The sequence below is a fragment of the Psychrobacter aquimaris genome (genome assembly GCF_016107525.1).
In the GTDB taxonomy this organism is placed as follows: domain Bacteria; phylum Pseudomonadota; class Gammaproteobacteria; order Pseudomonadales; family Moraxellaceae; genus Psychrobacter; species Psychrobacter aquimaris.
Window position 1 is genome coordinate 1 of the sequence record NZ_JABASR010000003.1, and the last position, 26,534, is coordinate 26,534.

The 26,534-nt window shown below is 42.4% G+C and carries 26 protein-coding genes and 1 pseudogene; 15 read left to right on the top strand and 12 right to left on the bottom strand.

All coding sequences use genetic code 11. The annotated features are described in order from the left end of the window. The 6 genes and pseudogenes from JFC10_RS03260 to JFC10_RS03285 all read right to left on the bottom strand — a co-directional run. Nucleotides 1-197, bottom strand: a pseudogene (locus tag JFC10_RS03260) (FAD:protein FMN transferase); the annotation flags it as partial. Nucleotides 198-252: 55 nt separating this feature from the next. Continuing rightward, nucleotides 253-567, bottom strand: coding sequence for a hypothetical protein (locus tag JFC10_RS03265; protein ID WP_198331659.1), 315 nt, complete (start codon nt 565-567; stop codon nt 253-255). Continuing rightward, complete coding sequence (locus tag JFC10_RS03270) at nt 560-1,165, bottom strand: hypothetical protein (RefSeq protein WP_198331660.1); 606 nt, start codon at nt 1,163-1,165, stop codon at nt 560-562. Before JFC10_RS03270 ends, JFC10_RS03265 begins: the two co-directional genes overlap by 8 nt. A 98-nt stretch (nt 1,166-1,263) precedes the next feature. Continuing rightward, the gene (locus JFC10_RS03275; RefSeq protein WP_198331661.1) at nt 1,264-2,727 is read right to left on the bottom strand and encodes an ATP-binding protein; all 1,464 of its coding nucleotides are present in this window, start codon (nt 2,725-2,727) and stop codon (nt 1,264-1,266) included. Between the two features lie 64 nt (nt 2,728-2,791). Beyond that, the gene (locus JFC10_RS03280) at nt 2,792-3,466 is read right to left on the bottom strand and encodes a response regulator (RefSeq protein WP_198331662.1); all 675 of its coding nucleotides are present in this window, start codon (nt 3,464-3,466) and stop codon (nt 2,792-2,794) included. A gap of 19 nt (nt 3,467-3,485) precedes the next feature. Beyond that, the gene (locus tag JFC10_RS03285; protein ID WP_198331663.1) at nt 3,486-4,094 is read right to left on the bottom strand and encodes a cytochrome b/b6 domain-containing protein; all 609 of its coding nucleotides are present in this window, start codon (nt 4,092-4,094) and stop codon (nt 3,486-3,488) included. A 494-nt stretch (nt 4,095-4,588) separates the two neighbouring features. Here JFC10_RS03285 and JFC10_RS03290 point away from each other — a divergent pair, with 494 nt between their 5' ends. Beyond that, nucleotides 4,589-5,848: a ferredoxin reductase family protein gene (locus JFC10_RS03290; protein ID WP_198331664.1), complete on the top strand. Its 1,260-nt coding sequence runs from the start codon at nt 4,589-4,591 to the stop codon at nt 5,846-5,848. Between the two features lie 96 nt (nt 5,849-5,944). Here the strand turns inward: JFC10_RS03290 and JFC10_RS03295 are convergent, their stop codons facing one another. Next, a complete protein-coding gene (locus tag JFC10_RS03295) occupies nt 5,945-6,403 on the bottom strand; it encodes a DMT family transporter (protein WP_198331857.1) in 459 nt (152 codons plus the stop codon). A gap of 8 nt (nt 6,404-6,411) precedes the next feature. Beyond that, nucleotides 6,412-6,846 (bottom strand): DMT family transporter, encoded by a 435-nt coding sequence (locus JFC10_RS03300; RefSeq protein ID WP_198331665.1) that lies wholly within the window; start codon nt 6,844-6,846, stop codon nt 6,412-6,414. A gap of 98 nt (nt 6,847-6,944) precedes the next feature. On the opposite strand from JFC10_RS03300, the gene JFC10_RS03305 reads away from it, so the two are divergent. Then, nucleotides 6,945-7,880: a LysR family transcriptional regulator gene (locus tag JFC10_RS03305; RefSeq protein WP_198331666.1), complete on the top strand. Its 936-nt coding sequence runs from the start codon at nt 6,945-6,947 to the stop codon at nt 7,878-7,880. Nucleotides 7,881-8,003: 123 nt separating this feature from the next. Beyond that, nucleotides 8,004-8,711 carry a hypothetical protein gene (locus JFC10_RS03310; protein WP_198331667.1) on the top strand — a complete coding sequence of 236 codons (708 nt, stop codon included), beginning with the start codon at nt 8,004-8,006 and terminating at the stop codon, nt 8,709-8,711. Nucleotides 8,712-8,802: 91 nt separating this feature from the next. Here the strand turns inward: JFC10_RS03310 and JFC10_RS03315 are convergent, their stop codons facing one another. Then, nucleotides 8,803-9,063 carry a hypothetical protein gene (locus JFC10_RS03315; RefSeq protein ID WP_198331668.1) on the bottom strand — a complete coding sequence of 87 codons (261 nt, stop codon included), beginning with the start codon at nt 9,061-9,063 and terminating at the stop codon, nt 8,803-8,805. 533 nt (nt 9,064-9,596) lie between these two features. Between JFC10_RS03315 and JFC10_RS03320 the strand changes: the two genes are divergently transcribed. Then, a complete protein-coding gene (locus JFC10_RS03320) occupies nt 9,597-9,986 on the top strand; it encodes a hypothetical protein (protein ID WP_198331669.1) in 390 nt (129 codons plus the stop codon). Nucleotides 9,987-10,328: 342 nt separating this feature from the next. On the opposite strand, the gene JFC10_RS03325 is transcribed toward JFC10_RS03320, so the two are convergent. Together JFC10_RS03325 and JFC10_RS03330 are read right to left on the bottom strand one after the other, a co-directional pair. Next, nucleotides 10,329-11,255: a response regulator gene (locus tag JFC10_RS03325; RefSeq protein ID WP_198331670.1), complete on the bottom strand. Its 927-nt coding sequence runs from the start codon at nt 11,253-11,255 to the stop codon at nt 10,329-10,331. Nucleotides 11,256-11,288: 33 nt separating this feature from the next. Further along, nucleotides 11,289-13,646: an ATP-binding protein gene (locus JFC10_RS03330; protein WP_198331671.1), complete on the bottom strand. Its 2,358-nt coding sequence runs from the start codon at nt 13,644-13,646 to the stop codon at nt 11,289-11,291. A gap of 698 nt (nt 13,647-14,344) precedes the next feature. Here JFC10_RS03330 and JFC10_RS03335 point away from each other — a divergent pair. Together JFC10_RS03335 and JFC10_RS03340 are read left to right on the top strand one after the other, a co-directional pair. Then, complete coding sequence (locus JFC10_RS03335; RefSeq protein ID WP_198331672.1) at nt 14,345-14,821, top strand: hypothetical protein; 477 nt, start codon at nt 14,345-14,347, stop codon at nt 14,819-14,821. Between the two features lie 204 nt (nt 14,822-15,025). After that, the gene (locus tag JFC10_RS03340) at nt 15,026-16,960 is read left to right on the top strand and encodes an oleate hydratase (RefSeq protein WP_198331673.1); all 1,935 of its coding nucleotides are present in this window, start codon (nt 15,026-15,028) and stop codon (nt 16,958-16,960) included. A 111-nt stretch (nt 16,961-17,071) separates the two neighbouring features. Here the strand turns inward: JFC10_RS03340 and JFC10_RS03345 are convergent, their stop codons facing one another. Continuing rightward, entirely contained in the window at nt 17,072-17,968 is an 897-nt protein-coding gene (locus JFC10_RS03345; RefSeq protein WP_198331674.1) for a LysR family transcriptional regulator, read from the bottom strand. Between the two features lie 178 nt (nt 17,969-18,146). Between JFC10_RS03345 and JFC10_RS03350 the strand changes: the two genes are divergently transcribed. The 9 genes from JFC10_RS03350 to modA all read left to right on the top strand — a co-directional run bounded on the left by JFC10_RS03350 (nt 18,147) and on the right by modA (nt 26,310). Further along, the gene (locus JFC10_RS03350; RefSeq protein WP_265089980.1) at nt 18,147-19,274 is read left to right on the top strand and encodes an alkene reductase; all 1,128 of its coding nucleotides are present in this window, start codon (nt 18,147-18,149) and stop codon (nt 19,272-19,274) included. 607 nt (nt 19,275-19,881) lie between these two features. Next, nucleotides 19,882-21,177, top strand: a complete 1,296-nt coding sequence (locus JFC10_RS03355) for a molybdopterin molybdotransferase MoeA (protein ID WP_198331676.1) — start codon at nt 19,882-19,884, stop codon at nt 21,175-21,177. Between the two features lie 223 nt (nt 21,178-21,400). Further along, nucleotides 21,401-22,504, top strand: coding sequence for a GTP 3',8-cyclase MoaA (gene moaA / locus JFC10_RS03360; RefSeq protein WP_198331677.1), 1,104 nt, complete (start codon nt 21,401-21,403; stop codon nt 22,502-22,504). A gap of 59 nt (nt 22,505-22,563) precedes the next feature. Beyond that, nucleotides 22,564-23,094 carry a molybdenum cofactor biosynthesis protein B gene (gene moaB / locus JFC10_RS03365; protein WP_198331678.1) on the top strand — a complete coding sequence of 177 codons (531 nt, stop codon included), beginning with the start codon at nt 22,564-22,566 and terminating at the stop codon, nt 23,092-23,094. A 3-nt stretch (nt 23,095-23,097) separates the two neighbouring features. Continuing rightward, a complete protein-coding gene (mobA, locus tag JFC10_RS03370) occupies nt 23,098-23,841 on the top strand; it encodes a molybdenum cofactor guanylyltransferase (protein WP_198331679.1) in 744 nt (247 codons plus the stop codon). A gap of 59 nt (nt 23,842-23,900) precedes the next feature. Further along, nucleotides 23,901-24,437, top strand: coding sequence for a cyclic pyranopterin monophosphate synthase MoaC (moaC, locus tag JFC10_RS03375; RefSeq protein WP_198331680.1), 537 nt, complete (start codon nt 23,901-23,903; stop codon nt 24,435-24,437). 60 nt (nt 24,438-24,497) lie between these two features. Beyond that, nucleotides 24,498-24,788 carry a MoaD/ThiS family protein gene (locus JFC10_RS03380; protein ID WP_198331681.1) on the top strand — a complete coding sequence of 97 codons (291 nt, stop codon included), beginning with the start codon at nt 24,498-24,500 and terminating at the stop codon, nt 24,786-24,788. A gap of 116 nt (nt 24,789-24,904) precedes the next feature. Then, a complete protein-coding gene (locus JFC10_RS03385) occupies nt 24,905-25,396 on the top strand; it encodes a molybdenum cofactor biosynthesis protein MoaE (protein WP_198331682.1) in 492 nt (163 codons plus the stop codon). A gap of 68 nt (nt 25,397-25,464) precedes the next feature. Further along, the gene (gene modA / locus JFC10_RS03390; protein ID WP_198331683.1) at nt 25,465-26,310 is read left to right on the top strand and encodes a molybdate ABC transporter substrate-binding protein; all 846 of its coding nucleotides are present in this window, start codon (nt 25,465-25,467) and stop codon (nt 26,308-26,310) included. Nucleotides 26,311-26,534 lie beyond the last annotated feature (224 nt).

Sequence of the window (26,534 nt, forward strand, 5' to 3'; positions counted from 1 at the left end):
CTGAATATATGTTCCCAGTCAGCTAAGCGCTGCTGAATATCGTTTGTTAAAAAAGCGACTTGTTGGTCTATTCTCATTTGTGAAGGTTGCACGCTCAGTCTTGTGGTATCTAAGCTGATTTGAATGTGACAACCCATGGCAAACAGTTTAATCGTTGCCAGTTGCGGTGTTGTTTGATTGGACGTATTTGTGTGCATTCAAAGCCCTCCCTTGACTAAACATTCAAACTAAATAATCTGTGGTTTTTCTTATTTATTGAGAAGAACGCGTACGAGCGACAACCCTTATTACCTCAACAGGTGCGACTGCATTGACCTGTCGCAATTGATTGATATCAGCGATGGGCGTTGGCGTGACAGCACTTTCATCAGACTCAGCAACAGCAGTGCTTATAATGGCCGTGCTCACAGGGGCAGTTTGTTTTTCTTGATTGAGTAGTACCAACCATCCTGCCATAGTACCTACAATCGAGACCATCATAATGCTGCTTTTAAGAGCGGCAAAAGGATCTGCTTTTTTAGCCGTTTTTTTGACGGCTGGTGTCGAATGTGATTTGGTATTAGTCATCGTATTCCTCCTCCTCATGTTGCTGATAGCTCATGGCGATTAGGCGATCATTCTCTTTATAGTATTTTTTATCGTGTGCTTTGCGGTGTTTATCCTCTTTATGGTCGTCATCATCGTGATGCTTATCTTCATAACCATCGTCCTCATAATCGTCATCGTCAAATCTCTCAGCACGATAGTCATTGGTCGCAACCGGATTCAGTACAGTGCCGACACTGGCATCAATATAAGTAGCGCCGCTGTCTAATAGCACCTCATAAGCGACGGTACCGTTATAATTGACGAGCTCGGGTGACCCCTGCAATACTGAATTGGGCGCGTCTTGCTGCGCAAGCGCAGTTGCTTGCGTGGCTGTGAGTGCCGCAAGAGGTGATGGATTGGCAGATGGGGGTTGCGTGAGAGGGTTTGCCACGGCTTTAAAGGACGATAAATCAGAGGATACAGAGGTAATGTCAGTATTTTGACTCATGACATCCGCAGCTGATAGTGCGTCATCAGCACTGGGCGATTGGACAGATAAGGCAATAACGCCACCAAAAAACACTAATGAGGTGGCACCAACAGTCAATAATAAGGGTTTTAATAGAGGTAGGCTCATAGGATGTACTCCGTCTATATTATTAGGGAATACAACTAGCATACGGGGTAAATATTAACTCAACCTTAAGCCCACGCCGATTAATTTTTATCGTTTTATCAGGTGCTTGATATCGCTTTTTTATGTCTTATCGTGACGATAAAGCCAGTTTCTGGTTGAGAGCGGTTAGCAAACTCTAACGTCAGACCGTGCAGCTCTGCTATTCGATTGGCAATGGATAGCCCAAGACCGCTACCTAATTGGCTTTGACCTGCTGGGCGATAAAAGCGCTCGCTTAACCGCGTCAGTTGTTCTGGCTCGACGCCACTGCCATTATCGACCACTCTAATAGCATTGGTGTCGAGCTGAAGTTCAATCGAAGCGCCCTCGGGACAATAGCGAATGGCATTGTCCAACAGGTTGCGGATGAGCAGTTTGAATAAAATTGGATTGATAAGGATGGGTAGAATATCAGCAGGATTGTCACAGTTCACAGTGCGTTTTAATTGAATGCGCTTTTCACGAGCCAGCCGATTGACATCACTAAGTACAATATCCGTGAGCATTAGCCATTCCGGACTTTCTAATTGCTCAGGAGGTAATTGTTGTTGCGGTTCTATTTTGGCTAAAATCAACAGTTGCTCGACCAAATGAGTAGCCCGCTCAATGCCATTGCTGATGTTTTGGGTATGATAAAACAGCTGATTATCGTCTTCTACGCCAGATAACTGCAATATCTGCTGCTGTAACAAATCAGCTTGTAGCTTTAACGCCGCAAGCGGGCTTCTTAGCTCATGTGAGGCATCGGCCGTAAAGCGTTGCTCACGTGCTAGGGTATCCGCGACTTTTACAAACAAGACATTTAAGGCGCTCACTAACGGTTGGATCTCTTTGGGCACGTCTGCTGTGATGGGGCTATCGTCTTGCGGTTGACGCTGTTCAAGCGCACCACTAATCTGAGTTAACGGCATAAACCCCCGTCGAATCAACCAAACCACTAAACCCATAAAGGCAAATAGCCCAATCAACATCGGCAGCACTTGCACGGACATGGCATCAACAATCATCTCTCGGCGAGATTTCAGGTTCTGTCCGACGGCAATGACCCGACCTTCGTGGTCATGGTCATCGTGCACATAAAATAAACGCCAGCGCTTACTAAAAGGGTTGAGGCGCTGATAGGCAGAATCATGCTCTTCTAAAAATCCATACTGATCTGGCAAAAAAGCAAATGATTGACCATTTTCATCAGCCATTAATAGGCGTCCTTTTTTATCCCAGATGGCAAAGCCCATATAGTCATCTTCAGCCTCACCAAGATCACCTGATAGCTGCTTACTTTTTAAATTATAGATTTTGGGTTTATGCTTTTTTTTACTGTCCTCTTGTCCATGATTGTCTTTATCATCATCTTCTTTGGGGGCGACCCCTATTAAGTAACGGGCAACTTGAGTGATTTGGGTGTCATTCATCTCATTGATTTCATGCCAAAGCTTCCACGCAATAAAGCTCGAGGTGAGTACCCATAGCAGAGGTAGACCAATCAGTAGCGATGTTAATAGCCGTTGCTGAATACTTTTCATAGGCTCACATAATAGCAGACAAAGTGGGAACGCCAAAAACAGGCAGGTGAATGCCTAACGGTGGTTAATGGTGGTTATGGGCTGGATTGAGATAGTAGCCAATACCACGTTTGGTCAAGACGAAATCATTACCCAGTTTTTTGCGTAAATGATGAATGTGCACTTCAATGGCATTACTTTCGATATCTTGTTGCCACCCATATAGCTTATCTTCTAAGCTTGCGCGGCTGTGAATTTGCTTAGGGTGAGTCAGCATTTGCTCTAAGATTGCCACTTCCTTGATGGTTAATTCTACAATTTTTCCTTTATAAGAGACTTGCTGATTATGAGGCTGATAGGCCACTTCGCCATAACGGACTTCAGGTTGACTCCGACCTTGGCTGCGTCTCATCAATGCTTGTAAACGGGCAATCACCTCATCTAATGCAAACGGCTTCACCAAATAGTCATCAGCGCCTGCATTGAGTCCTGCCACACGATTGGCAATCGCATCGCGAGCGGTGATAATCAATACAGGCGTATCTATGTGTTTTTCCCGCCAGTTTTTTAGGACGGTCATGCCGTCCCCTTTTGGCAAGGTCAAATCCAGCAATACCGCATCAAACATGCCATCTTGCAGCGCAATCTCACCTTGCTTGGCATCACTAAACCAATCCACCATCATGCCATGACTTTTTAAGCCAAGGACAATACCATCAGCGATGGTGCTGTCGTCTTCTATCAATAATATGCGTGCCATATGTGCTCCATCGCTTGACTTATTTCATAGTAGTCGGCTTGTCTGTCACCGTTTTTTTGCCCGTTATCATTGATTTGATGAGGTTTTGGCGTTGCCAGTAACTCATGGCAATCGCTGCGATGATATGTAGAGGAACCAGCAGATATAAGCTGTTTGCTAATAACTCATGAATCTCTTCAAGCACCTCTTTATCACCAAACAGCCCTGATTCCATCAGATAACCGGTTAGTCCTAACCCTATAATCACGGCCCATAACGATAACATCATCAGGGCTGCCAAGGGGTTATGACCAAGATGCTGCTCATCAACGCGTCGAACACTTAAATCTGATACATGATGTTTGAGTCGTGTTGGTGTAGGAAAGAAACTAGTAAAGCGTGCATAGCGCGTTCCAACCAGACCCCAAAGTAAACGTACGACGACCAGTCCCAAAACGGTATAGCCTACATACTCATGCCACTCACCACCATCTTCGGTAAAGAATAGATTGGCAATAATACCAGCTGCGACTGTCCAGTGGGTAACTCTTACTAATATGTCCCAAACTTTTACTTGCCTCGCTTTAGGCGTATTCGATAAAGGCGCGGAAGAGTCGTCGTCCCAATTCATGGTGTCTTTTTGGCTCATGGTTGTCACTCTCTTAATCATTTGTTTGTTTATTGACAATATCAGCTGCTAAACACTGAAAATCAGCAAGATATCGTAAGCAGACGAGATATCGCATCATCTGCCTCATCGCTATTACAACAAACAAATCTTAAGGTGAGCTTAGGGCGTGTACTCATTTAAAAAATGGCGATAAAAATGAGATAAATTGCCGTTAAACAAGGAAAATGGCGCAGATAATACCGAGGTATTGCCCAGCAAGTTGACGATGTTTAGCAAAATTTAGCCATTTTTAGCCCATTTAGAGGACTATCGCTTGAATTGAGAACACGCCCTAGGACGTTAAAACAGGTAAATAATTGTGCAGCGGATCAGTTGCATACGTCGTGCCATAGACACCACTTAAGAATTATTTAAGAATCAGGCTGTATGATCAGCCATGCTTTTTCAATAAATGTATACTTAGTAAATCAAGCCTTCTTAACGTGAATAAAATAATTTTTAGGGAGATTCTTATGGCTGTAAAGTCATGGCAAGTAATCAGTAGTATCGTACTGATCACATCAATCACTGTACTCATGCAAATTCCCTCTGAAACGTGGATAACGTCAGCAACAGTCAGCTTGATTATGGGTGCATCGGCTTTAGCCTGCATGGCAAGCTCATGCATACTCGCTAGCCGTTGGCACGGTGTTGAACGGATCTTTGGCGGTCTGGACAGAGTTTATGAAGCGCATAAGTGGATTGCTATATGGGCACTTGTCTTCGCTGTCTATCATTTTTTATTCAAAGCCAAGCTAGACTCTTGGGAGCTTGCACCAATTTTAGAATTATCCAAATATTGGACGCGGATGGTGCGTCAACTTAGCCTTGTCGCGCTAGGTCTGATTATACTACTGGCACTGAATCGGAAAATTCCCTATGGCAACTGGCGTTGGTTGCATAAGTTCTCAGGTCCACTTTTTCTAATCGTTATACTACATTGGCTGAGCTTTGAGTCTCCCATCACACTGACTAGTCCAGCAGGTATTTGGTTAGCACTACTTTGTTCTGTCGGCGTGATTGCAGCACTGTACAAAATGGTGTTTTACCCCTTCATTGCCAAAGCTGGAGAATATAAGTTAGTCGCTATCTCCCATGGCAAAGCGGCGGTACACTTGGAATTTGAGCCAGTAGATAAAAGGTTTCCATTCAAAGCTGGGCAATTTGCCTTTATTTCTCTTAAAGAAGCAGGTTTACGCGAGCCGCATCCTTTTACCATAGCTAACGCACCTTCTGATAATGGACGCATCCATTTTGTGATCCGAGCATTGGGTGATTATACAAAAAAGCTAAATGAACAAGCCAAAGTGGGTATGTTGGCTGATATTTATGCGCCTCATGGTAATTTTAAACGTATAGCGAATGCAGAGCGTGAAATATGGATTGGTGCCGGAGTCGGCATTTCGCCCTTTATTTCTTGGCAAGAGGATAAAACCATTGGTCATTTTGAACGTGCCACTTTGGTATATTGCTTCGATCCTGCGCGTGTTTTCCCAAGTGTTGAGCGCATGCAGGAGATGACAGACCAGTCTGGCGTAGGTTTCGTAGCCAACCCAAGTGGCAGTAATGCCATGGCTGAAACCATGCGCAAAATCGCCAGTGAGGTTGATCCAAAGCAGATTCAGATTAGTTTTTGCGGTCCAAAAGGGCTTTTAGACAGGGTGCGAGGATTAATGAAAGAAAATGGCATTCCTGCCAAGAATATTCATTATGAGTTTTTTGATTTTCGCTAGGCGCTATAATAGCTTCTGTGTTTAGCATGACATGCCTTTTTCCTAAGTCACTAGAAAAAGGCATGTCATGCTATTAAAAACAATCAATATATATGACTAAGCTTCTTTGGGCTCAGACTTGCTACTCGCATAAATAAAATAAAGGGCAATTGCCAAACAAACCAAAGCACCCATGCGACTGACTGAAAGACTAATCGCCTCATTACCGAACCAACCAAAGTTATCAATCAACACACTCATACTCAACTGACCAAAAATAACCGCAACCGTGGCCACAGCCGTACCAATACGCTGGACTGCCACCACCATAATGACAATATAAGGAACACCGCATAAAGCACCAAGTAGCTGCCATTTAGGGACATCCAATAAAGTAACCGCATGCTTGGGTTCAAAAAAGAAAATCAGCAAGGCTGTGACCACTGCACCCACAGAAAAGGTTAAAAAAGCACTTTTAAATACACCAACATTGCTACCAAGGCGACCATTTAAGGCTGCCTGTATGCTTAATGCCGCGCCGCCAATTATTGCCAATACAATCATTAAAATAAGCATCATTTATTTTACCCCTGTGCCATAAAGATAAGTGCAACAATAATGAAAAACAAAGCAATAATTCGTTTAACGTCTATTTTTCGCTCCATGGTTTCGAACAAACCATAATGGTCTATGAGTACACTCTGAAATACTTGCCCAGCCAGTATTCCAATCATCGTCAACGCAATCCCAATGACAGGCGTCACAACGGTTAATACCACCACATAAATAGGCCCCAAAATACCGCCAACCAGCAGTAAAGGCGGCTGTGAGAAAAATGAAGGACTGTCTCGCGGACTAAAAAACAACATCAAAAAAAACGTCAGAGCAGCACCAACACCAAAAATACTCAATGTCGCCCACAGCTCCCCCACTTCACTTCCCAAAGGCCCCAGCAGCCCTGCCTCAACGGACAACCCCATGCCGCCTAAAACAACAATGAGTATTAATAAAATTTGCATGAAAAAATCCTTAATGAGCAATGTGGCGTAGTGTACCGCAGCCTATACCCATTAAAAAACGCTATAATATGGAAATGACCTTTGCATAAGTTGCACAAATGAATACTTTAGATACCATCAATATAAAAACCTTACTGTTTTTTATAGATGTTTTTCATGCTCAGAGCTTTTCGGTAGTGGCTCGAAAAGAAGGCGTCTCAGCGTCTAAAGTGTCACGCATCATCAAGCAGTTAGAAGACTCACTGGGGCAGCAGCTTTTTTATCGTAATACACGTGCCGTCATTCCGACTGAAGCGGGACGCGTGTTTATGCGCTATGCACACTCCATGACTGAGAGCATGAGTGCGGCACAGCAAGCGCTTCAAGACCGGACATTAGAGCCGGGTGGTTTATTAAGAATCAACGCGCCAGTATTTTTCGGCCAACGCCATATCGCACCTTGGCTGCCACAACTTAGTGCTCTGTATCCTAAATTACAGATAGATTTGACTTTAACAGATGACTTTATTGATCCTCATCATTATGCAACCGACGTTATTTTTAGAATTGGCACCTTAAATGACTCCGCCTTTCATGCGCGTATTTTTGGCGAGCAAACCTATCATCTTGCCGCCTCTCCGGCGTATATAAGCACACACGGCAAACTACAAGCGCCAGCAGATCTGACGCAGCATAAATGCCTAGTATATAAAGGCTCAACAGGACCCAATCGTTGGCTTTTTAAGACAGGAAATGAAGAGTGGACGCCATTCTTAGCGCCCGCTTTGTTGATGTCTAATAATGCAGAATCTTTATTGGTATCTGCACTCAAAGGTATGGGAATCGTACTTTTTCCAGATTGGCTTATCGGTGAGTATTTAAAGAGCGGCGAGCTAATCAAGCTATTACCTGATTATGATGCCGCCGTTAAGACCACACCTCAGCATGTCGCGGCTATTTATCCTCATACCCGTCATGTTTCTCTAAATGTAAGAACGTTGATTGATTATTTTGCTGAGATTTATGGCACGCCTCTTCGTTGGCAGCTCAGTTAAAGAGCGGTAATTGAAAGCAATAAACACTGTAGTGGCATAATTAAATAGTTAGCAGATGTCATTGTTTAAAAATTCGATTATAGTAGATATCAAATCATACATTTAAAAATTGAGGATAAAACCATGAAAACACTAGGATTATGTATCGCAGCAGGACTGGGCTTAAGCGCTTGTGCTGGTGGAATGACAGGCAACACGGGTCAAAATAACAATGTCAATGGCGTCGTCACTCAATACCCTGTTGAGGCTGCTATGCTCAACATCTACACCAAACAACGCAGTGATAAGTTAGTTGCCGTTGTCGGCAATCAAAGCGTGTCAGCAGAGATTCAAGTTACGCCTAAAGGCAGTATGGTATTTAATAATAAGTCTGTACAAGGTACAGAAATAAATACCATCAATAAGATGAATAATCAAATCACCAATCAATCAGTCGCTATCAATTACTTTACTTTGAATCCACTGATATTCCATGGTTTTACCGATAGCACAGGCAGATACTCACTATCTAACCAGACAACCACTATTCCTAAGATGGCGACGGTAGGCGCTTCTAGTAAGCTAATTACAGAAAATGTCTATGCTGATAGCAGCATGCGCAACAAGATAGGAACCTACAACCAAGACTGGTCTCTGTCGCGAGATACGAATAACACTGCATGGTTCTGTATAGAAACCTCAGGCAATCTATTACTTAGCTATGATCCAGCAGGCACTTCATCAGAATGCTACAAGATCAATGCCAAAGGCGATATCTTAGCAAGTAAGGTGACATTGAGTCAGCCGAGTAGTAATGGTGGCACTAAGAAAATCACCTTGACCAGTCAATAGTGATTAACTTGGTTACTTAGCTTTTGTCACATAACAACGAAAAAAATAGCGCCTAACATGGGCGCTATTTTTATATCAAAAAGCTGCACGATTAAGAACGGTATCCATGAGTATGCTTAGCTTGATATTTGTTTTTTGCTTTTATATGAGCCACTGGTTTTTTTGATTGATACTTTGACGCTATTACTCTTTTCTTTACCTGCTTATGTTTATTATCGAACTTTGCATTGACCTTTTGATGTTGTATTTGAGTGGCATGATGCTTAGCAACATGAGGAGCTGCATTCGCTTGACCAACCATAGTAAGGCAAGCCGTCAAAGCTAGAATTGAGCTTATCATTATTTTTTTCATTGTATTTTCTCGTGTCAATTCATATGAATTATGAGTGAAAGTGTCTTACTCAATATCAAGCAAAACATTAACGTGATAAAAAGCATCGTGATAAAAGTCTGCTCTATCGACAACGAAAATGATAAACGATTCTAAGGTTAAGTAGATTCATGAAAATTGAAGAAAGGTAACCTTAATAAGGAAAGGTTGCTTCAATGGTACGCTATAAGCGTTATATTGGCGCTTTTGTAGACGGGCAAGTAATAGTTAATAAAAAAAACATCTTATATATAACTTAGGATAACTGACTTTGCCGTATTTTTTATAAAGCCTAGACTTTGTCACGATACTTTCATTTCCACCCTATAGAATGCGGTGATTATTCAAAGCCATTAACGATATGTCGCATATCAATGAAGATTTCTAAAGAGTGAAGACCAAATCAAGTAGGCTGAATAAGTATTTTGTAACGGTCGTTGGCATGTGGATTTTTTTAAAGTAGCCAATTGATGGCCTTCTGAACAGAATTTTTGAAATAACTGAGAGTAGATGTAATGAGCCATTACTTATGTTTGACAGATTATGAAAAGAATTTGATTGATAGTGCGTTGCTCATTCTAATGAAAAAAAATATCCAATATAGCGAGCAATCAAAAGAAAATTCAGTGCAGCAACACTATCAAGATTTTAATCTTACACTTTTTGAGCTATGTGCAAAAATAAAGGCTCCTGATTTTGATAAGCACATGGATTTATCTTCGAAAGAACTCAAAGCAATTAAAAAAGGCCTGACATCACTGTACAACCGTATCTATCAAAAAACCCTTAAGAAAACAGAGAGCCACCAAGAAGGTCACTATAAGAGCTGTAAGTTGCAAATTATAGAGCTAGAGAGGAAAATCGATATTATCGAGAAAAACAATATAGAGGGCAATAGTTGTTAAGTTGTCCTTTTTTTTATCGAAAAATTTCGCTATTTTTAAGGCGCTACCACCATCAACACTGGTCGCGTAAAACAAGAAAAGGCACTCCACATTACATCAATCTTATGCTTATATTTTCCGCTGTTTTTTTATTCAGTCCCTCCTATTTGCTTGGTTATAGTCTAGCTACTCTAGTCATATGGTCGTCTCAGCACAAGCTGGATATAGATACAGCAAATGATAGTATGACAAATAACAGGCTGAGCAAATGAACCATGAGCAATAAAAAACGTCTCTCATGCAAATAGGAGGCAATGATACGTTTAAACCATGGATAGGGCATTTTTAGCGTGCCCTATTTTTTTATCTACTAATGCGCCAACTTCTGAATTTGGCAAAGAAACCCTTCAGCCTTTCAGAAAAGTTAAAAGCCTCTGACTCCGGCACTTCTTCGACATGATGACGAGCCGCCAGTATCGGCTGCTGCACCAATCTTTCGTGATGATCAAAAGCGCGATCAAGACTGATACTCATGATAGAGAAGTTGGTCGGACGTGGTAGACAGCGATACACCTGACCCTTATTGATTAAATCAATGACCATATGGGCATCTTTGAATTCAGTCAACATCAGCACCATGAGATCTGGCTGGATATTTTTTAAGGCATAAACGATGGGTGTAATATTCTCTTGATTGAGCGTCGAATCCGTAATAGTAACGCCAAAGCGTTTTTTTTGTAATAACGTTGCTGCCTGTTCAAGATTGCTGGCCCAGCTCACGTTATAAGCACTCTTAAAATGACTTTTTATTTGTTGATAGATGCTCTCATCATCATCTAATACCAATATATTGCGATTACTAACAGTGCCACTATCAACACGGTGTTGAGTCGCATCATTTTCCATGATTTCTTGCGTTTTCTGAGCAATTTCTGTGGCTTTATTAACGATTTTTTTAAGCTCATCATTTTGCCATGGCTTAGTGATATAGCGATAAATTTCGCCTTCATTCACAGAATCCATCACGGCATTCAGATCCGCATAACCGGTTAACAAGATACGAATAGTATTTGGTGAAGCTGCTTTGATGTCACTCAATACTTCCGTACCTTGCTTATCTGGCATGCGTTGGTCGCTGATGACCACTTGTACCTCATTTTGGCTGACATATTCCATTAGCTCAGTGGCATCGGTAGTAATAAATACATCATGTGACTGGCGAAAATGCATCTTTAAGCTGCGCAAGATACGCGGCTCATCATCGATAAAAGCGATTTTTGGTTTTTGCATGACGCTCTCTTTAAATAAGTGGTTGCAAGTATCTCAACTTTCAAATAAGGCTTGTGCAGGTTTCTTTTCATGAACGATAGACTGTATCGGGAGCATAAGGGTAAACGTCGTGCCCGTGCCAACCATTGAGCTAACCTCAATGCGTCCACCATGTTGTTCGATGATTTGTACTGTAATGGCCAATCCCAACCCTGTGCCATCGCCTGCTTTTTTGGTGGTAAAAAACGGCTCAAAGATATGCGTTAAAATATGCTCTGCGATACCGACACCATTATCTATAATGCGTACCACGATATATTTCTGCGCCTCATCGACAGACGACGTGACTTGCAATGTCCCTTTATGATCACTCGGTATGGCTTGCGCGGCATTATTAAATAGGTTTAATAATACTTGGTTAATTTGCGAAGGATTACACTGAATAAGCGGCAGCTCGGCTAGGTTGGTATTGACGTCTAAGGTTTTTAAATTATTGCGAGCCATAGTCAATGAGGTATTGATACATTCATTGATATCGACATCTTTTACTTTGGATTCGTCAAGTCGAGAAAAGTCGCGCAAGCTGACGACCAGTTCAGCAATTTGATCCACGCCATACAGTCCGTCTTTAATCAAATCTGCCAAATCTTCATTGACTTCATCTTCTTTGATTGCCTCGCAGCATTTTAAGGTTTGCTCTATTAGCTGCTTGACTTGTTCTTGATTGATAGTTGGCGCTTTTAACGCCTGCAATAATTGATCGGTATGCTGTAGCAGCTCATCAAAACGCATGAGATTATCGCCGACCAGCTCCATATTACTACGCACATAGCCCAATGGAGTATTGACCTCATGTGCCACGCCAGCCACCATTTGGCCTAATGTCGCCATTTTTTCGGAGCGCACCAGATGCACTTGTGAGGCTTTTAACTCATCCATGGCTTGCTGCAAGTCTTGCGTGCGGGCGGCGACTTGTTTTTCTAGATGGACATTTATTTCAGCAAGCGCACCTTCATTTTCGACGACGCGGTCGATTAATTGATTGGTCTGCTCACTGATGATTTGAATTTCGCTGACATTTGAGTGTGGCAGTTTAAGTGCGCTTAATTGTTGATATTTTTTTTGTTCAATCAATGCACCCATATCAGCCACTGCTAGTGCCATGTACTTTAATGGTCGAGTAAAGTAGCGACGGAACACCCATGCAGTCAACAACAAGATAGGAATAAAACCCAGTAGCATGGTTTGAATTAGCTGGTTCGACAATGCATTTGCCACGCTCATCATGTCATTATTGGGCTTGACGATAACCATTTTCCAATAGGTAAATGGCATACGAAACACAAAGGCGGTGGCAGGCTGCTGCAACACAAAATCATTGGGCACAGCGATGGTCTCAACTAAGTGACTGTCTACCAAATTAAATGTTTGATCAATATTTAACAGCAGTAATGCTGACAGCAACTTGGATTCTTGTTCGCTGATTTTATCAAGATTGGTCGTACTCAAAATACTACGTGCGGCGAGCGTATAACGACCTTCATCTTTGGCAACTGCCTCATCGATGAGTGTTTGGTTAATATGATCTAGGCTGTCCGCAATAGGTGCAAAGGTAGGATGTTTCTCGGCCAATTGATGCGCGGTTACCATCTCGCCTTGGGGGTTATCTTTAGTCGCTTGCGTGACCATAGATTGATCAGGAAAGGTCAAAAATCTATTGTCCAAATCTACCAAAAAGACATAACCACCCAGCTTATCTTGCCACTTTTTCATGGCGTCATCGAGGTTATCTAATAGCAGGTTAAAACTCACTACTCCATCAAAAGCCTGATTGCGACTGTCATACAATGCCTTGGCGCAAGTCATCATCGGCTGATTGCTTTGCGGATCGACATACGCACGACTCCAGACACAGTGGTCATGACGTGCGTACATCGCAGGAATGTACCACCACTCTCGATAATAAGGATTAGGCGTTTGGCGCACTCGATTATAACGCTCTAATGGCTGCATGTTGCCTGAGTCATCACGCGCCCACACAAACGACTGGCGCTCTCGGTCTTGCGCGTACATATTGGGATCAAACCACACGCCGCCGCCCACAATCCTTTGATCGGTTTGTTGCATGAGATTGCCAAAGGTTTCTTTATAAAGAACGTCTTCTTTTGGCAAGCCGCCCGCCATCGCACTGGTGGCTTTTGCCAGTCCGTCGACATGATTGATACTCGCCATAATGCTGTTAATGGCTTCGTTACCCGTTTCAACGACTATCTCTGAGGTCATCTCCAGTATGCGCGGCTTAGCTTGGGTCTCGATGACCCAGTAAACCATCAAAATAATCAGTAAAAAAGCTAACGCTAAAATAATCAGCATACGTGTGGAAATACTACCAAGCCGACCAGCAACACTCATAGATAAACCTTATATTGATGCGTCTACCATCATCAATGAATCACTGAATGAATAAAGACATCAGTGATACGCAACCACCATTTATAGTGGGCTCAAGGATACGATGCAGTCATGACAACATGATGACAAAAGTTTTGTTTTATTATCTGTTGACCAGTATCTTTTAATTAACAACAATTAGCTTGCGGTTGCTAGATACAACCTTGTCATCATTTAGCGCTGCTGCCTTTTTCTCATCAATCACAACATACAGCTTATTGAGCACATAGCTACACTATCAGCCATTACAAGACACAAAAAAAGCCACTTATTTTTAAGTGGCTTCTTCATATTCAAATCAGGCGCTGTCTTACTCATAATTAGTAAGGATTCAACACATTAGCACAGGAAACACGATCAGCAAAACAGTCGCTAGTTTTTTCTATTGATATCATCAACACCTTTATAATCACAGAGTCTACCAAGTTTATCTTGTTCTATACTGTGAAATTTTATACATATGTTATATTAATAATACTAATATAGATGTTCTGTTTGTATTTTATATAATAGAGTCGATTACCGTCACTTATCACTGATTGTAATATCTGTCTGCTGTACACTCAGAGATTGATATAACTCGCTCATACAGTTATTCAAATAAACCTAAAGAAAGGCGCTTACAAAGTCTTTCTCTTTTCAGAATTAAAGGAAGACCGATGCGTTCTTTGTTTTTCAGTACTTTGTGCTTAGCAAGCAGCCTTTCGCTAGTGGCTTGTAATACTCATCAACCAAACACAGCAAGCAAATCAACAGAGATCATTACAAACACGACAAAAGAGAACGCTGATAAACAGCCAAACGTGGAGCCGTCCAGTACCAAAGAGCCGTTATCGGCATTCACTGCTTTTGGTAATAAAGAGAAAAGTTGGCGCACAGTGGTTAATGGTAACCAACTTAGTATTGAAGCAGATTTTTTGAAACCAACAACCATCGTTGTCTCTCGTTCGACCGACGCTGAAGGTGTTGAATACGTGAGCACCGTTAGCGGCAAACCTATTATCATGAATATACACGGCCAGACTTGTACCGATGATAATGGCTATCAGAATGAATTTACCGCGACGTTAACTTATGATAATAAAAGCTATCAAGGTTGCGCGGTTGCTGGAGCGTTTGAAACAGCGCCTACGTAATTACATAGCAGTCCTTATGGTTAGCAACCATAATAAACAGTAAACCATTAGCAAATGAATAACGCATAATCTGGCAAATAAATACTTATATTCTTTTCAACCGATGTCACTATTGTTTAATGAAGACAATCTATAATCTGTCTATAAATCATTCATTTAAGTCAAATAACCTTTATATCAGTCTTACTAAATAAGGATGAACTTATGAAAACCATAAAGACTCAAACAGGTAATCCGGTAGACCATGACACATTTATTCGCCAGCCCGATGCCAGTAAAACCCGTGTAGAAAATATACCAGGCAAGAGCTTACCCTTTCCGGACCAAATTGGTAATTATCAGCGCAATATAGGGACGCCCAATGACGCTTATCAAGACAGTAAGGTTTATATCGTGGGTGGCGGCGTTGCAGGTCTAGCCAGTGCTTATTACTGTATCCGAGATGGCAAGGTATCCGCTGAAAATATTATTATCTTAGAGTACCTGGACGTTGCAGGTGGCTCCTTAGATGGTAGCGGTAATCCCGAGACTGGCTATATGATTCGTGGTGGTCGTGAAATGGACTTCACCTACGAAAATTTTTGGGATTTATTCCAAGATATTCCTGCACTTAAAATGCCTGCACCTTATAGCACCTTGGATGAGTATCGAATTGCAAACGATACCGACCCAAACTACTCCATTGCGCGACTGATACACAAACAAGGTGAGATAAAAGACTTCAGTCAACTGGGATTGAGTAAAACCAATCAGCTCGCATTAATTCGTTTGCTGTTAAAGCGCAAAGAAGAATTGGACGATATCACGATTGAAGAGTATTTTGACGACAGCTTCTTAAGCAGTAATTTTTGGACGTTTTGGCGTACCATGTTTGCTTTTGAAAACTGGCACAGTTTACTTGAACTTAAGCTTTATGCGCATCGATTTTTACATGCATTAGATGGTCTAAACGACATGTCTGCCTTGGTATTCCCAAGATACAACCAGTTTGATAGCTTTGTGGTACCACTAAAGAACTATCTAAAAGACAAAGGCGTACAATTTCAGTACGACACGCTAGTCACTGATTTAGACATTGAGTTTGAGAACGAAGATAAGGTAACAGGCGCTAAAAAGGTCAATGCCATTGTGATGGAGAAAGCGGGTGAAGAAACCACTGTCCCCATGGGCGCTAATGACTTTGTCATCGTGACGACAGGCTCCATGACTGAAGATACCCGCTATGGGGATGATAATACCGCACCTACCCTAGACTTCACTCAGGATAATATGGGGCAATCGTCTGGTTGGAAAGTATGGAATAACCTAGCCAAGCAGTCTGCTGTCTTTGGTCATCCAAATAAATTTAATCAGCATGTGGACAAATCTTCTTGGATGTCTGCCACTTTGACCTGCCAACCCTCTGCCTTTATTGATAAGCTCAAAACGCTGTCCGTCAACGATCCATATACTGGTAAAACAGTGACCGGCGGTATTATTACCATTACTGACTCAAACTGGTTGATGAGCTTTACTTGTAACCGTCAACCGCACTTCCCTGATCAGCCAAAAGACACGCTAGTGATATGGGTGTATGCCTTATTGATGGACAAAGAAGGCAATTATGTCAAAAAAACCATGCCAGAATGTACGGGTACAGAAATTTTGACGGAACTTTGCCATCACCTTGGTATCATCGATAATTTAGACAATGTCATGGCCAATACCATCGTCAGGACCGCTTATATGCCTTACATTACCTCGATGTTTATGCCACGAGCTAAAGGCGATCGCCCCGAAGTCGTCCCTGACGGTTGTGTCAATATGGGGTTGGTCGGGCAGTTCGTTGAGACACGTAATGATGTGGTCTTTACCATGGAGAGCTCTGTGCGTACTGCCCGTGTCGCAGTTTATGAGCTACTGAATGTGCAAAAACAAGTTCCCGATATAAACCCATTACAATATGATATCCGTCAATTACTAAAAGCCGCGAACACCCTCAACGATGGCAAAGGCTTCATCGGTGAAGGTCTATTAAATAAGCTCCTTAAAGGTACCTATTACGAGCACATATTGCCAAAAGCCAATCAATCCACCAACGGCAATGACTCAATATTTTCTCAGCAATGGGAGGCGATCAAAGGACTTTGGCATAAGTAGTTGTAGTTTTAATAAAAGTAGTTTTGGTAAAAGTAAGAACGAAAAATAAAAGCGATAACGTTCTAGGGCGTGTCCTCATTTTAAAAACGAAGATGGAAATGAGGTCATGCCCTAGTCAGACTTGGATAACTGCTGTAACTGCTCAATCAGCCAACGGTGTATACCACTGTGACTGGTACGTGGGTGCCATGCTGCTATCACCTTAAATGTGGGTGGCAAGGCTGCCACTTTAAGCTCTTTAACCCGACTGTTTGGCAATAAACGCGAGGGATAAAATGCAATCATATCGGTTGTATAGAGGATATCTGGCACCGCAGAAAAGCTAGGAACGGACATAACAATATTTCGTTTAAGACCTTTTTCTGCAAACCACTGGTCATGAGAGCCACGCAAGTTAGCGCGTGAAGGTGACACCACCAGCTGCGAGTGCGCAGCAATTTGCGCCAGTGACAGCGGCTCAGTTGTAATATTATTATTACAACCAGTAATGCAGAAATGTTGTTCTTCAAGCAACGTCACATAAGCCAAGTTATCAGGGATAAATTCTGGGAAAGTAATCAGCAGATCAAGCTCGCCTGCCGTAATAAGCTGATTGACATTGTCTGAGGCAAAATCACGCACGATTAACTTCAAATCAGGCGCATCGCGACGCGTTATATGAAACAACTGCGGTAATAATGCCTGCGTCGCATAGTCGGTCGCGCTAATCGTAAACACCCCTTTATAAGTCTGCGGCGAAAACACATCCGGTTCTAACAGTGCTTCTAATTGCTCTAATATGCGACTAATGGGTTGCTGCATCGATAGCGCTTTGGGGGTTGCCACCATGCTATTGCCTTGACGAATAAACAAACGATCATCAAACAAATCACGCAGCTTACGTAACTGTTCGCTGATTGCCTGTTGCGTCAGCCCCATTTTGCGCGCGACTTGTGAGAGATTTTTTAGATCAAGTAGCGCATGTAGCACTCTCAGCTGCTTGATATCGAGTCGGTTAATACCATTCATAATCTGTACCATTCATAATTGTATCTTAAACAAGAAAATCCTGTTTCCGATTGTATCCATAAAACTCTATGCTTGCCAACCTTACTTACGCAGTAATAAAGCATCAAAACAAGCTCAGTGGTTTAAACAATAACCCCGTCTATTTGTTTTAAAAGAGAGTTTTATGGAACCATCTAATATCGATACTAGCCCATTGTTTTCATCTGTAACACTTGGACCATATACGTTAAAAAACCGTATTGTCATGCCACCATTGACACGCTCTCGCAGCACGCAACCGGACAATATTCCTAATGACTTAATGGCAAGCTACTATACACAGCGCGCCTCTGCAGGTTTTATGGTCACTGAAGGCACACAAATTGAGCCAAGGGGTCAAGGTTATGCGTGGACGCCAGGCATACATTCGCACGCCCAAATCGAAGGCTGGAAAAAAGTCACTCAAGCGGTACACGCGGCAGGTGGTATTATTTTCGCTCAGCTTTGGCATGTTGGTCGCGTGTCTCATACCAGCTTACAACCACAAGGCGCTCAGCCAGTCGCACCATCAGCTATCAGTGCTGACAATGTAAAAGTATTTATCGAAACAGCACCAGGTGCAGGCGCGTTAGCCGATCCTAGTGAGCCACGCGCACTCAGTACTGATGAAGTTAGTGAACTGGTCGCTATGTATGCTCAAGCCGCGCGCAATGCATTGGAAGCAGGTTTTGATGGCGTCGAGCTGCATTGTGCTAATGGCTATTTGGTGAATCAGTTCATCTCTGAGCATAGCAACACACGTGATGACCAATATGGCGGTTCGTTGACCAATCGCTTGCGTTTCTTAAAAGAAATCGTTGCTGCCGTCAGTGCAGTGGTTGGTGCTGATCGTTTAGGCGTACGTTTCGCGCCACTGTTTGCTAGCACAGATGAGACTCGCGTGTATTTAGGTCTAGTGGAATCAGATCCACATCATACGTACATGGAAGCGATTAAAGTACTTGAACAAGCGGGTATCGCTTATTTATCTATTGCAGAAGCTGACTGGGACAATGCCCCTGATTTACCAGAGACTTTTTATCAGGCCGTCAGAGCTGAGTTTTCAGGACGCATTATCTATGCGGGTAAATACACAACGGAAAAATCGGTTCATATGTTAGCTAAAGGTTATGGTGATTTATTTGCTTTTGGGCGTCCTTTTATTGCTAATCCCGATTTACCTGAGCGCATCGCCAATCATTGGCCACTCAATGAGGCAGATCCTGCCACGATGTATGGTGGCACCGAAATTGGCTATAATGATTATCCTTACTATCAAAACTCTTAATATAATAAGGCCATTCGTGGCCTTATTTTTTTGCTGATAAATATGATGTTTTTATGGAAAAAATCGAAAGCCTTACAGAGAGCTTCATAGAAAACCTTACCGCATAACATAACCATACTGCATAATTTATATGTATTACGTAGCCAAGATTATGGGGCTGCTGACTGACAGCGAATCCTCCTGCTTAAATAATGCAGAATTTATCCAATTAGCACGCCCGCATTCGGCTTGTCCTTCAAAATAGCTAGGCGGTGAATTGGGTGTGTTTATCAAAAGATAAACCGTACTAGAACTTGAAGGCACATTATTTAAGCCTGATAAAGAACGTGCCCCAAGCCCCATCGAAAGCCGCTATCATTTTCACCTCGTTGAGGTGCTCAATTATTTGTTTACCTTAGCGAATGAAGCTGATATTAAAGGTATTGAGATAATGCTTGAGCAATAGGATATATTTTGCGGTTACGCAATCCGCTGTCAGTCACTTCATTCTTATGTTATAAAGTAGCTGTTAAGGTATAAAGGTTCTTATAATATAACTCACCTCTTATGCTATGTGTCGTTCAATATCAATAACACAGTTCAATATTAATAAAATAAGTAGACATTTATGATTACGGTTGCAGAGCTCATCTCTGAAATACAGCAGCGCATAGAAACGTATAATACTAACGACTATCCGCTACATCAAAGAACAGTCAAGAGCTACGATTTATTAGACAGCCCTCATCATATATTGGCAGAAGATATCATCTCGCCTTTTGCGATACCAAGGCAAAACCTGTCCGCGATGGATGGTTATGCTATTGCTAAAAACAGCGTACTCTCAGCAGACAGCACTATCGATATCGTCGGTGAATCACAAGCTGGCAGTCCTTATGATGGTGAAATCTCAGCAGGACAAGGGGTGCGTATCTTTACCGGTGCGGTTGTTCCTGACAGCTGTGATACGGTCATCATGCAAGAAAACACCAACTTTGCCGCGATAAAGGATAGCATTGATAAATCACAACCCTATGCCATCACTCTCAGTCAAGACGCTAAGCATGATGATAATATCCGTAAACAAGGCGAAGAAATTGAGGCTGGCGAAGCGGTTTTATTAAAGGGTAAACGCCTAAATTCTGCTGATATCAGCCTACTGGCTAATTTAGGCTTTGATAAAGTGACGGTATATCAGCCTTTAGTCGTTGGTGTGCTCGCAACAGGTGACGAGCTGGTTGCGATTGGCAGTGAGCTGACAAGTTTGGCGCAAATCTATAACTCGAACACCCCTACTCTAAAAAGCCTACTCTCTGATTTGCCCGTCACTATTCGTGATTATGGCATCATTCCTGATGATTTAGACAAGACCACCACTGCCGTAACCCAAGCAATGCAAGAGTGTGACGTACTAATCTCTACGGCAGGAGTATCGGTTGGCGACTATGATTTCTTAACGACAGTCATTGAGCAACTTGGACAGATTAATCACTATAAAGTCGCGATGAAACCCGGTAAGCCGTTTGTCTTTGGCGAGCTGACTAAAGACCTTACCAAGCCCGTACTATATTTTGGCTTACCCGGCAATCCGCTATCGACCATCGTTGGCAGCTTGCAATTTGTGATTCCAGCCTTGTGGCAAATGGCAGGCGCTGCGACACAAGAGCGACCTATACAGTTAAGTCTCACTGCAACGCTTAAAAACGATATCAAAAAATCAGCGGGGCGGATGGATTTTCAAAGAGGCATCTTATCCCAAAACGAATCTGGCGATTTCCAAGTTGAAAGCTTCACCAAGCAACAATCGCACCGTATTAAACAACTGAGCCTCGCCAATTGCTTTATTGTATTGGCACAAGATTCTGGCAATATAACCGCTGGCGAAACCGTAAACGTGCAGCCTTTTCCTTGGTCGCATCGCTAGTTAATGGTTACACAGTTAATAATTCTTTATAGCATTAGTCATGAGAAACTGATTCATGATATAAAGTAGCATCTACTACTTTGGTGGTAGTTTTTAGGTCACTTACGGTGAATGGTTATTTGCGTACAAGCTGTCATAATCATACCTAAATAGAATTTTCCACTCACAACCCGAGGCAACGCCTAAAAGTACACACTATACTTAATGTTAATGGTAATCATCTATGAACCATCTTGCCCCCAATGCAGGCAATGTGCAATGGCATTCGCCTGCCGCTGCACCCGCTGTTTTTGATGGTGACTCATCATCGATAGCAGCTATCACATCAACGTATTCTCCGGCCACGCTCTCTCAACCATTAACCGATGGTTTCGCACGACGTCTCACCTATTTGCGTCTATCGATTACCGATTTCTGTAATTTTCGCTGTGAGTATTGCCTGCCCAATGGCTATCAAGGCAAACCACCACAAAACGAGCTCAGTGTCACTGAAATTGCCACTTTAATCCGCGGCTTTGCCCAAGTTGGCACCAAAAAAGTCAGAATTACTGGCGGTGAACCCTCTATACGCCGTGATGTAGTAGACATTATTAAAACCATCAAAAATACCGAAGGTATAGAAACCGTTGCCATGACCAGCAATGGTTATAAGCTTGGTAAGCACTTAGCCGACTGGCAAGCGGCTGGACTGAATCAGCTTAATATCAGTATGGACAGCTTTGATGCTGCAACCTTCCATAAGATGACTGGCTTTGATATGTTGCCGCAGCTCTTGGCTGATATGGATACTTTGCTTGCGACCACAAATATTAAGCTAAAAATAAACAGTATTTTAATGGCTGAAACTGCCTTTGAAAATTTGATGAATGCCATCGAATACATCAAGGACAGAGCGGTCACTTATCGCTTTATTGAATTTATGCAGACCAGTGATAATAGCGATTTATTTTTTGCGCAGCATGCACAGTCCGATATTATTACCAATTACTTATTAAAAAATGGCTGGCAAACTCACATACGTGGCAGCAACGATGGTCCAGCGATAGAATACAGCCATCCCGATTATCAGGGGCGCATCGGTATGATTGCCCCTTACGCTGCTCATTTTTGTGACAGCTGCAATCGCCTGCGGGTCAGTAGTCAAGGCAAGGTGCATTTATGCCTGTTTGACCAAGGTAATTATGATATTCGTCAGCATCTAGCGCAAGATGATGTGGCAGGTCTCGTTGATACCTTACACAGCTTTATGCCGATTAAACCAGAGCATCATCATCTTCATGAGTCCAATAGTGGCATGATGAACAACTTGTCGATGATTGGCGGTTAATGAATTTATCAGCAATATTTTTCATTTTTTACAACAAGCGTATTTATTAAGGAACATCCATGAGTAAGCTGCAAGCCCCTTTTACCCCGCTTAATATCGCCATCTTAACGGTTTCGGACAGTCGCACTCTTGCAGAAGATACCTCAGGGCAGTATTTGGTCGACCAACTGACCACAGCAGGTCATCAACTTGCCGATCGGCAGCTGATTACCGACGATATTTATAAAATCAGAGCCGTCATCAGTGGCTGGATTGCTGACCCAAATGTGCACGCTATTATCACCACTGGCGGTACTGGCTTTTATATCCGCGACAGCATGCCAGAAGCGGCTGGCGTATTATTTGATAAATCAGTCGATGGTTTTGGTGAGATGTTCCGCTTAATCTCAAAAGACGATATCGGTATGTCTACCATTCAATCTCGCGCCCTAGCTGGCATGGCAAATAGCACGGGCATTTTTTGCTTACCTGGTTCATCAGGCGCTTGCCGCACTGCGTGGGAAGGCATCTTACAAGAGCAGCTCGATAGCCGTACACGCCCATGCAATTTTGTCCCACACTTTATGCGCACCAATCCAGGTCATGATTGATTCATGCTCGAAGTTTCAGATAGCTTAATTGAAGCAGGTAAATTAAATCGCTTAGCAGGTATCGTGATTTTGGCGGGCGGCGCGTCCAAACGTATGGGAACGCCAAAAGCTGAGCTTATATTGCCGACAGGCGAGCGCTTGCTTGACTATCATATCAGGCAAGCGCTTGAATTAAGCACAGCATTGGCGAGAAACTTACCTATTATGATTGCGGATAATGGGCGTGGTTTTACCATCAATCCAGATTTGATTAAGCATTTGCAATCGCCAATATTTCATATTGCTGACTATGTAACTAATGACGATCTATTTAGTGACAGCGATAAACCGATTGAAACAGGCGGCGCATTGGTAGCGATTGAATCGGCGCTGCAATCTTTGGTAAGTTCAAACCAATTAACGAAAAATGTAAGCTGTCATCAATCTTGGCTGCTAGTCATTAGCTGTGACAGCTTAATTCCTATTAATGATTTATGGCAAAAACTGCAACCTTATATAACGCAAAATCCTGATAAAGCTGTCATTTGCCTCGCCGATGATCATCATTTATATCCATTATTAGGTCTATATCGTTTAAGCATTGAGCCTGATTTAAAGCATTATATTGACGGTGGACAGCGACAAGTCATGAGATTTATTAAGCCGCTTGTGCAGCCCGTCCCTTTTGCAAAAGAATGGCAGTATTTAACCAATTTTAATACGCCTGAAGATTTTGATCATGCCTGTTTAGCTTTAAATGATTCATAAAAAGGTTTATTGAGAAAAACTAACTTTAAGAAGAACCAGCCATTTGAGAGAAATGAGAAATGAATAGCGACCGTCAAAAAAACAGTCCTCAACCGAGCAGCAAGCAACCGAGCAACCAATCTGGGTTATCCCATCTAAACAGTGCTGGTGATATTACCATGGTCGATGTGAGTGGCAAAACGGCTAGCACCAGAGAAGCTAGTGCATTTGGACAAGTGGTTTTTCCTGCGGTCATTTATGAGCAAATAAAAGCCGCTGACGGCATGACCAAAAAAGGCAGCATTACTCAAACTGCTCATATCGCTGGTATCATGGCAGCCAAACGCACCCATGATTTGATTCCACTTTGTCATCCTCTGCCCTTAGATAAAATCAGCTTAAGCTTTGAATACGATGATGCAAACCATAGCATTACCGTGACCGCCACCGTTAAAGTCACCCATAAAACTGGGGTAGAAATGGAAGCATTAACCGCTGTCAGTGTCGCCTGCTTAACCATTTATGATATGACCAAAGCCATCTCGCATGACATTGTGATTGATAATATTCATCTCATGAAAAAAACGGGCGGAAAATCCGACTATCAACATGCATAAATTGGCTTTATGAATATCATCTACAAAAAGCTTAGTAATGAATAAATAATGGAGATTTCTATGAGCACTTTAGTAGAAAGCAATACAAATTCAGAGATAGATGCCACGATGAATATTAACGTTTTATACTTTGCCAGCTTAGCCGATGAAGCCAACTGCCATGAAGAAACAATCAAAGTGCCACAGTCAACATCATTGACTGAATTGTATGAACAGTTGCGCCAAAAACATCGCTTTAGTCGCCCGCAGTCGGAGTTACGCGTGGCGGTCAATGACTATTTTGCCAAATGGACAGATGAGATTCATGACGGCGATAGTGTGGTTTTTATTACCCCAGTTGCTGGCGGCTAATTTAAAATAGCTTTTTATTAACCTATTCCTTTATCAAACCACTTCTTTATAAGCAGCGTTACTTTTCGCTATGCTTAAAAGATTAAAAATCTCGCTCGAATAATAGGCAAAAAGAAATGACAGACAACGTACATGGGCAGTCGATGAGCATCAAGCGTAGCATCGATGAAGCGTATCTCCTCGCTGAACGTGATGGTTTTGCACTTTTAGATACCGATATTGATGAAAATCGTCTTAAAAGCACCCTTGATAATGACAGTTGCGGCGCATTTGTCTGCTTTGAAGGGCGGGTACGCAATCATAATAATGCCAGTAGCGTCAATCGTTTGACTTATTATGGCTACGAAGAGCTTGCCATCAATCAAGGTCGCGCCATTATCGAAGAAGCCAAAAAGCGCTTTGAGATTACCCATGCCATTGCCATCCATCGTGTCGGCGCGTTAGAGATTGGTGATGTCGCTGTTTGGGTTGGCGTGGTTTCTGCCCATCGCTATCCTGCGTTTGATGCTTGTCGCTGGATATTGGATACTATTAAAGCCGATATTCCCATTTGGAAGCAAGAATATTACCAAGATGACTCTTCTAAATGGCTTAGCAATAACGGTTAAAAATGCGATTTAAATGACTGCTCAGAGCGATAGCCAATAGTGAGCAATAATGGCAAGGCTTCATAATAATGATTAAAATAATAACAGTATCATCAGCTTGCTTAGCATTAACACTAAGCGCTTGTAGCAAAGAGCAAACCGCTGCGCTTGTCCAATCGGACGCCGACAACGCCACTGAGCAGAGTCAAACACTGCGCATCGCTTCTGCTGCCAACTTATCTGATGTATTACCTGAGATCATTGCTGCTTATAAAAGGGATAAAAACCTGCCTGCGCAAGAGATTGACGTGACTTATGCTTCCTCAGGTAAGTTATATGCGCAGATCACCTCTGGCGCACCTTACGATATATTCTTATCTGCTAATCAAGCATTTCCTGCCAAGCTTGCCAAAATAAAATTAAATAAAATTAAGCCTAGTGACAAAACGACCCATCAGCCTTTTACTTATACCCAAGGTCAACTGGCACTTTATAGCGTTAACAAATCCCTTAAAGGCCTCAATCCTACTACCTTAAATGCATTATTGATGACTGAGTCTGATAGTAAAATCACCATTGCCAATCCAGAACTTGCCCCTTATGGCAAGTCAGCACAAGCCTATCTACAAACGCAAAAAATTTTTGATACTCTCACTGAGCAAAGTCGCATTATTCAAGCTGAAAATATCGGGCAGGCGTTTCAATATGCGCACACTGGTAATGTCGATTATGGCTTTGTCGCCCAGTCGCAACTGACGGCGATTAAGGCCACGCCTGAGCAGTTCTATACGTTAGCGCCAAAGTCTTACCCCGCTATTTTGCAAGACGGTTTGGTACTTAGTGACACTATTACCGCGACAGATTTTTCTGACTATCTGCGCTCGCCTACTGCACAACAGTATTTTTCTGACGCAGGTTATCTCGCGGTTGATTAGGCCGTACATCATTTTAAAAATAGTGATACAAATGAGATAAATTACAGCCAAACAAGCACAATAGTGCAGATAATATTAGGATATTGACTAGGACCTGTCTGTCATCGTTTAAATTATTAAGGTTTCCTCATATATTATTAAATTAAAATACCTTAACATCTTCTTAACAGCCCACTTGTTATGGTAAGGAATGACGTTTCCCACCATTCTGTTGAGAAGTATTT

Coding starts and splice junctions, on each gene's coding strand:
- JFC10_RS03295 (WP_198331857.1), bottom strand. CDS start 6,403: ATGCTTATTTTAATGATTGTATTGGCAATAATTGGCGGCGCGGCATTA.
- JFC10_RS03335 (WP_198331672.1), top strand. CDS start 14,345: ATGCGTTCTTTGTTTTTCAGTACTTTGTGCTTAGCAAGCAGCCTTTCG.
- JFC10_RS03385 (WP_198331682.1), top strand. CDS start 24,905: ATGACAGACAACGTACATGGGCAGTCGATGAGCATCAAGCGTAGCATC.
- JFC10_RS03265 (WP_198331659.1), bottom strand. CDS start 567: ATGACTAATACCAAATCACATTCGACACCAGCCGTCAAAAAAACGGCT.
- JFC10_RS03290 (WP_198331664.1), top strand. CDS start 4,589: ATGGCTGTAAAGTCATGGCAAGTAATCAGTAGTATCGTACTGATCACA.
- JFC10_RS03315 (WP_198331668.1), bottom strand. CDS start 9,063: ATGAAAAAAATAATGATAAGCTCAATTCTAGCTTTGACGGCTTGCCTT.
- moaC (WP_198331680.1), top strand. CDS start 23,901: ATGAATAGCGACCGTCAAAAAAACAGTCCTCAACCGAGCAGCAAGCAA.
- JFC10_RS03325 (WP_198331670.1), bottom strand. CDS start 11,255: ATGCAAAAACCAAAAATCGCTTTTATCGATGATGAGCCGCGTATCTTG.
- moaB (WP_198331678.1), top strand. CDS start 22,564: ATGAGTAAGCTGCAAGCCCCTTTTACCCCGCTTAATATCGCCATCTTA.
- JFC10_RS03345 (WP_198331674.1), bottom strand. CDS start 17,968: ATGAATGGTATTAACCGACTCGATATCAAGCAGCTGAGAGTGCTACAT.
- JFC10_RS03285 (WP_198331663.1), bottom strand. CDS start 4,094: ATGAGCCAAAAAGACACCATGAATTGGGACGACGACTCTTCCGCGCCT.
- JFC10_RS03270 (WP_198331660.1), bottom strand. CDS start 1,165: ATGAGCCTACCTCTATTAAAACCCTTATTATTGACTGTTGGTGCCACC.
- JFC10_RS03380 (WP_198331681.1), top strand. CDS start 24,498: ATGAGCACTTTAGTAGAAAGCAATACAAATTCAGAGATAGATGCCACG.
- JFC10_RS03305 (WP_198331666.1), top strand. CDS start 6,945: ATGAATACTTTAGATACCATCAATATAAAAACCTTACTGTTTTTTATA.
- JFC10_RS03275 (WP_198331661.1), bottom strand. CDS start 2,727: ATGAAAAGTATTCAGCAACGGCTATTAACATCGCTACTGATTGGTCTA.
- JFC10_RS03300 (WP_198331665.1), bottom strand. CDS start 6,846: ATGCAAATTTTATTAATACTCATTGTTGTTTTAGGCGGCATGGGGTTG.
- JFC10_RS03310 (WP_198331667.1), top strand. CDS start 8,004: ATGAAAACACTAGGATTATGTATCGCAGCAGGACTGGGCTTAAGCGCT.
- modA (WP_198331683.1), top strand. CDS start 25,465: ATGATTAAAATAATAACAGTATCATCAGCTTGCTTAGCATTAACACTA.
- JFC10_RS03280 (WP_198331662.1), bottom strand. CDS start 3,466: ATGGCACGCATATTATTGATAGAAGACGACAGCACCATCGCTGATGGT.
- JFC10_RS03340 (WP_198331673.1), top strand. CDS start 15,026: ATGAAAACCATAAAGACTCAAACAGGTAATCCGGTAGACCATGACACA.
- JFC10_RS03355 (WP_198331676.1), top strand. CDS start 19,882: ATGATTACGGTTGCAGAGCTCATCTCTGAAATACAGCAGCGCATAGAA.
- JFC10_RS03330 (WP_198331671.1), bottom strand. CDS start 13,646: ATGAGTGTTGCTGGTCGGCTTGGTAGTATTTCCACACGTATGCTGATT.
- JFC10_RS03320 (WP_198331669.1), top strand. CDS start 9,597: ATGAGCCATTACTTATGTTTGACAGATTATGAAAAGAATTTGATTGAT.
- mobA (WP_198331679.1), top strand. CDS start 23,098: ATGCTCGAAGTTTCAGATAGCTTAATTGAAGCAGGTAAATTAAATCGC.
- moaA (WP_198331677.1), top strand. CDS start 21,401: ATGAACCATCTTGCCCCCAATGCAGGCAATGTGCAATGGCATTCGCCT.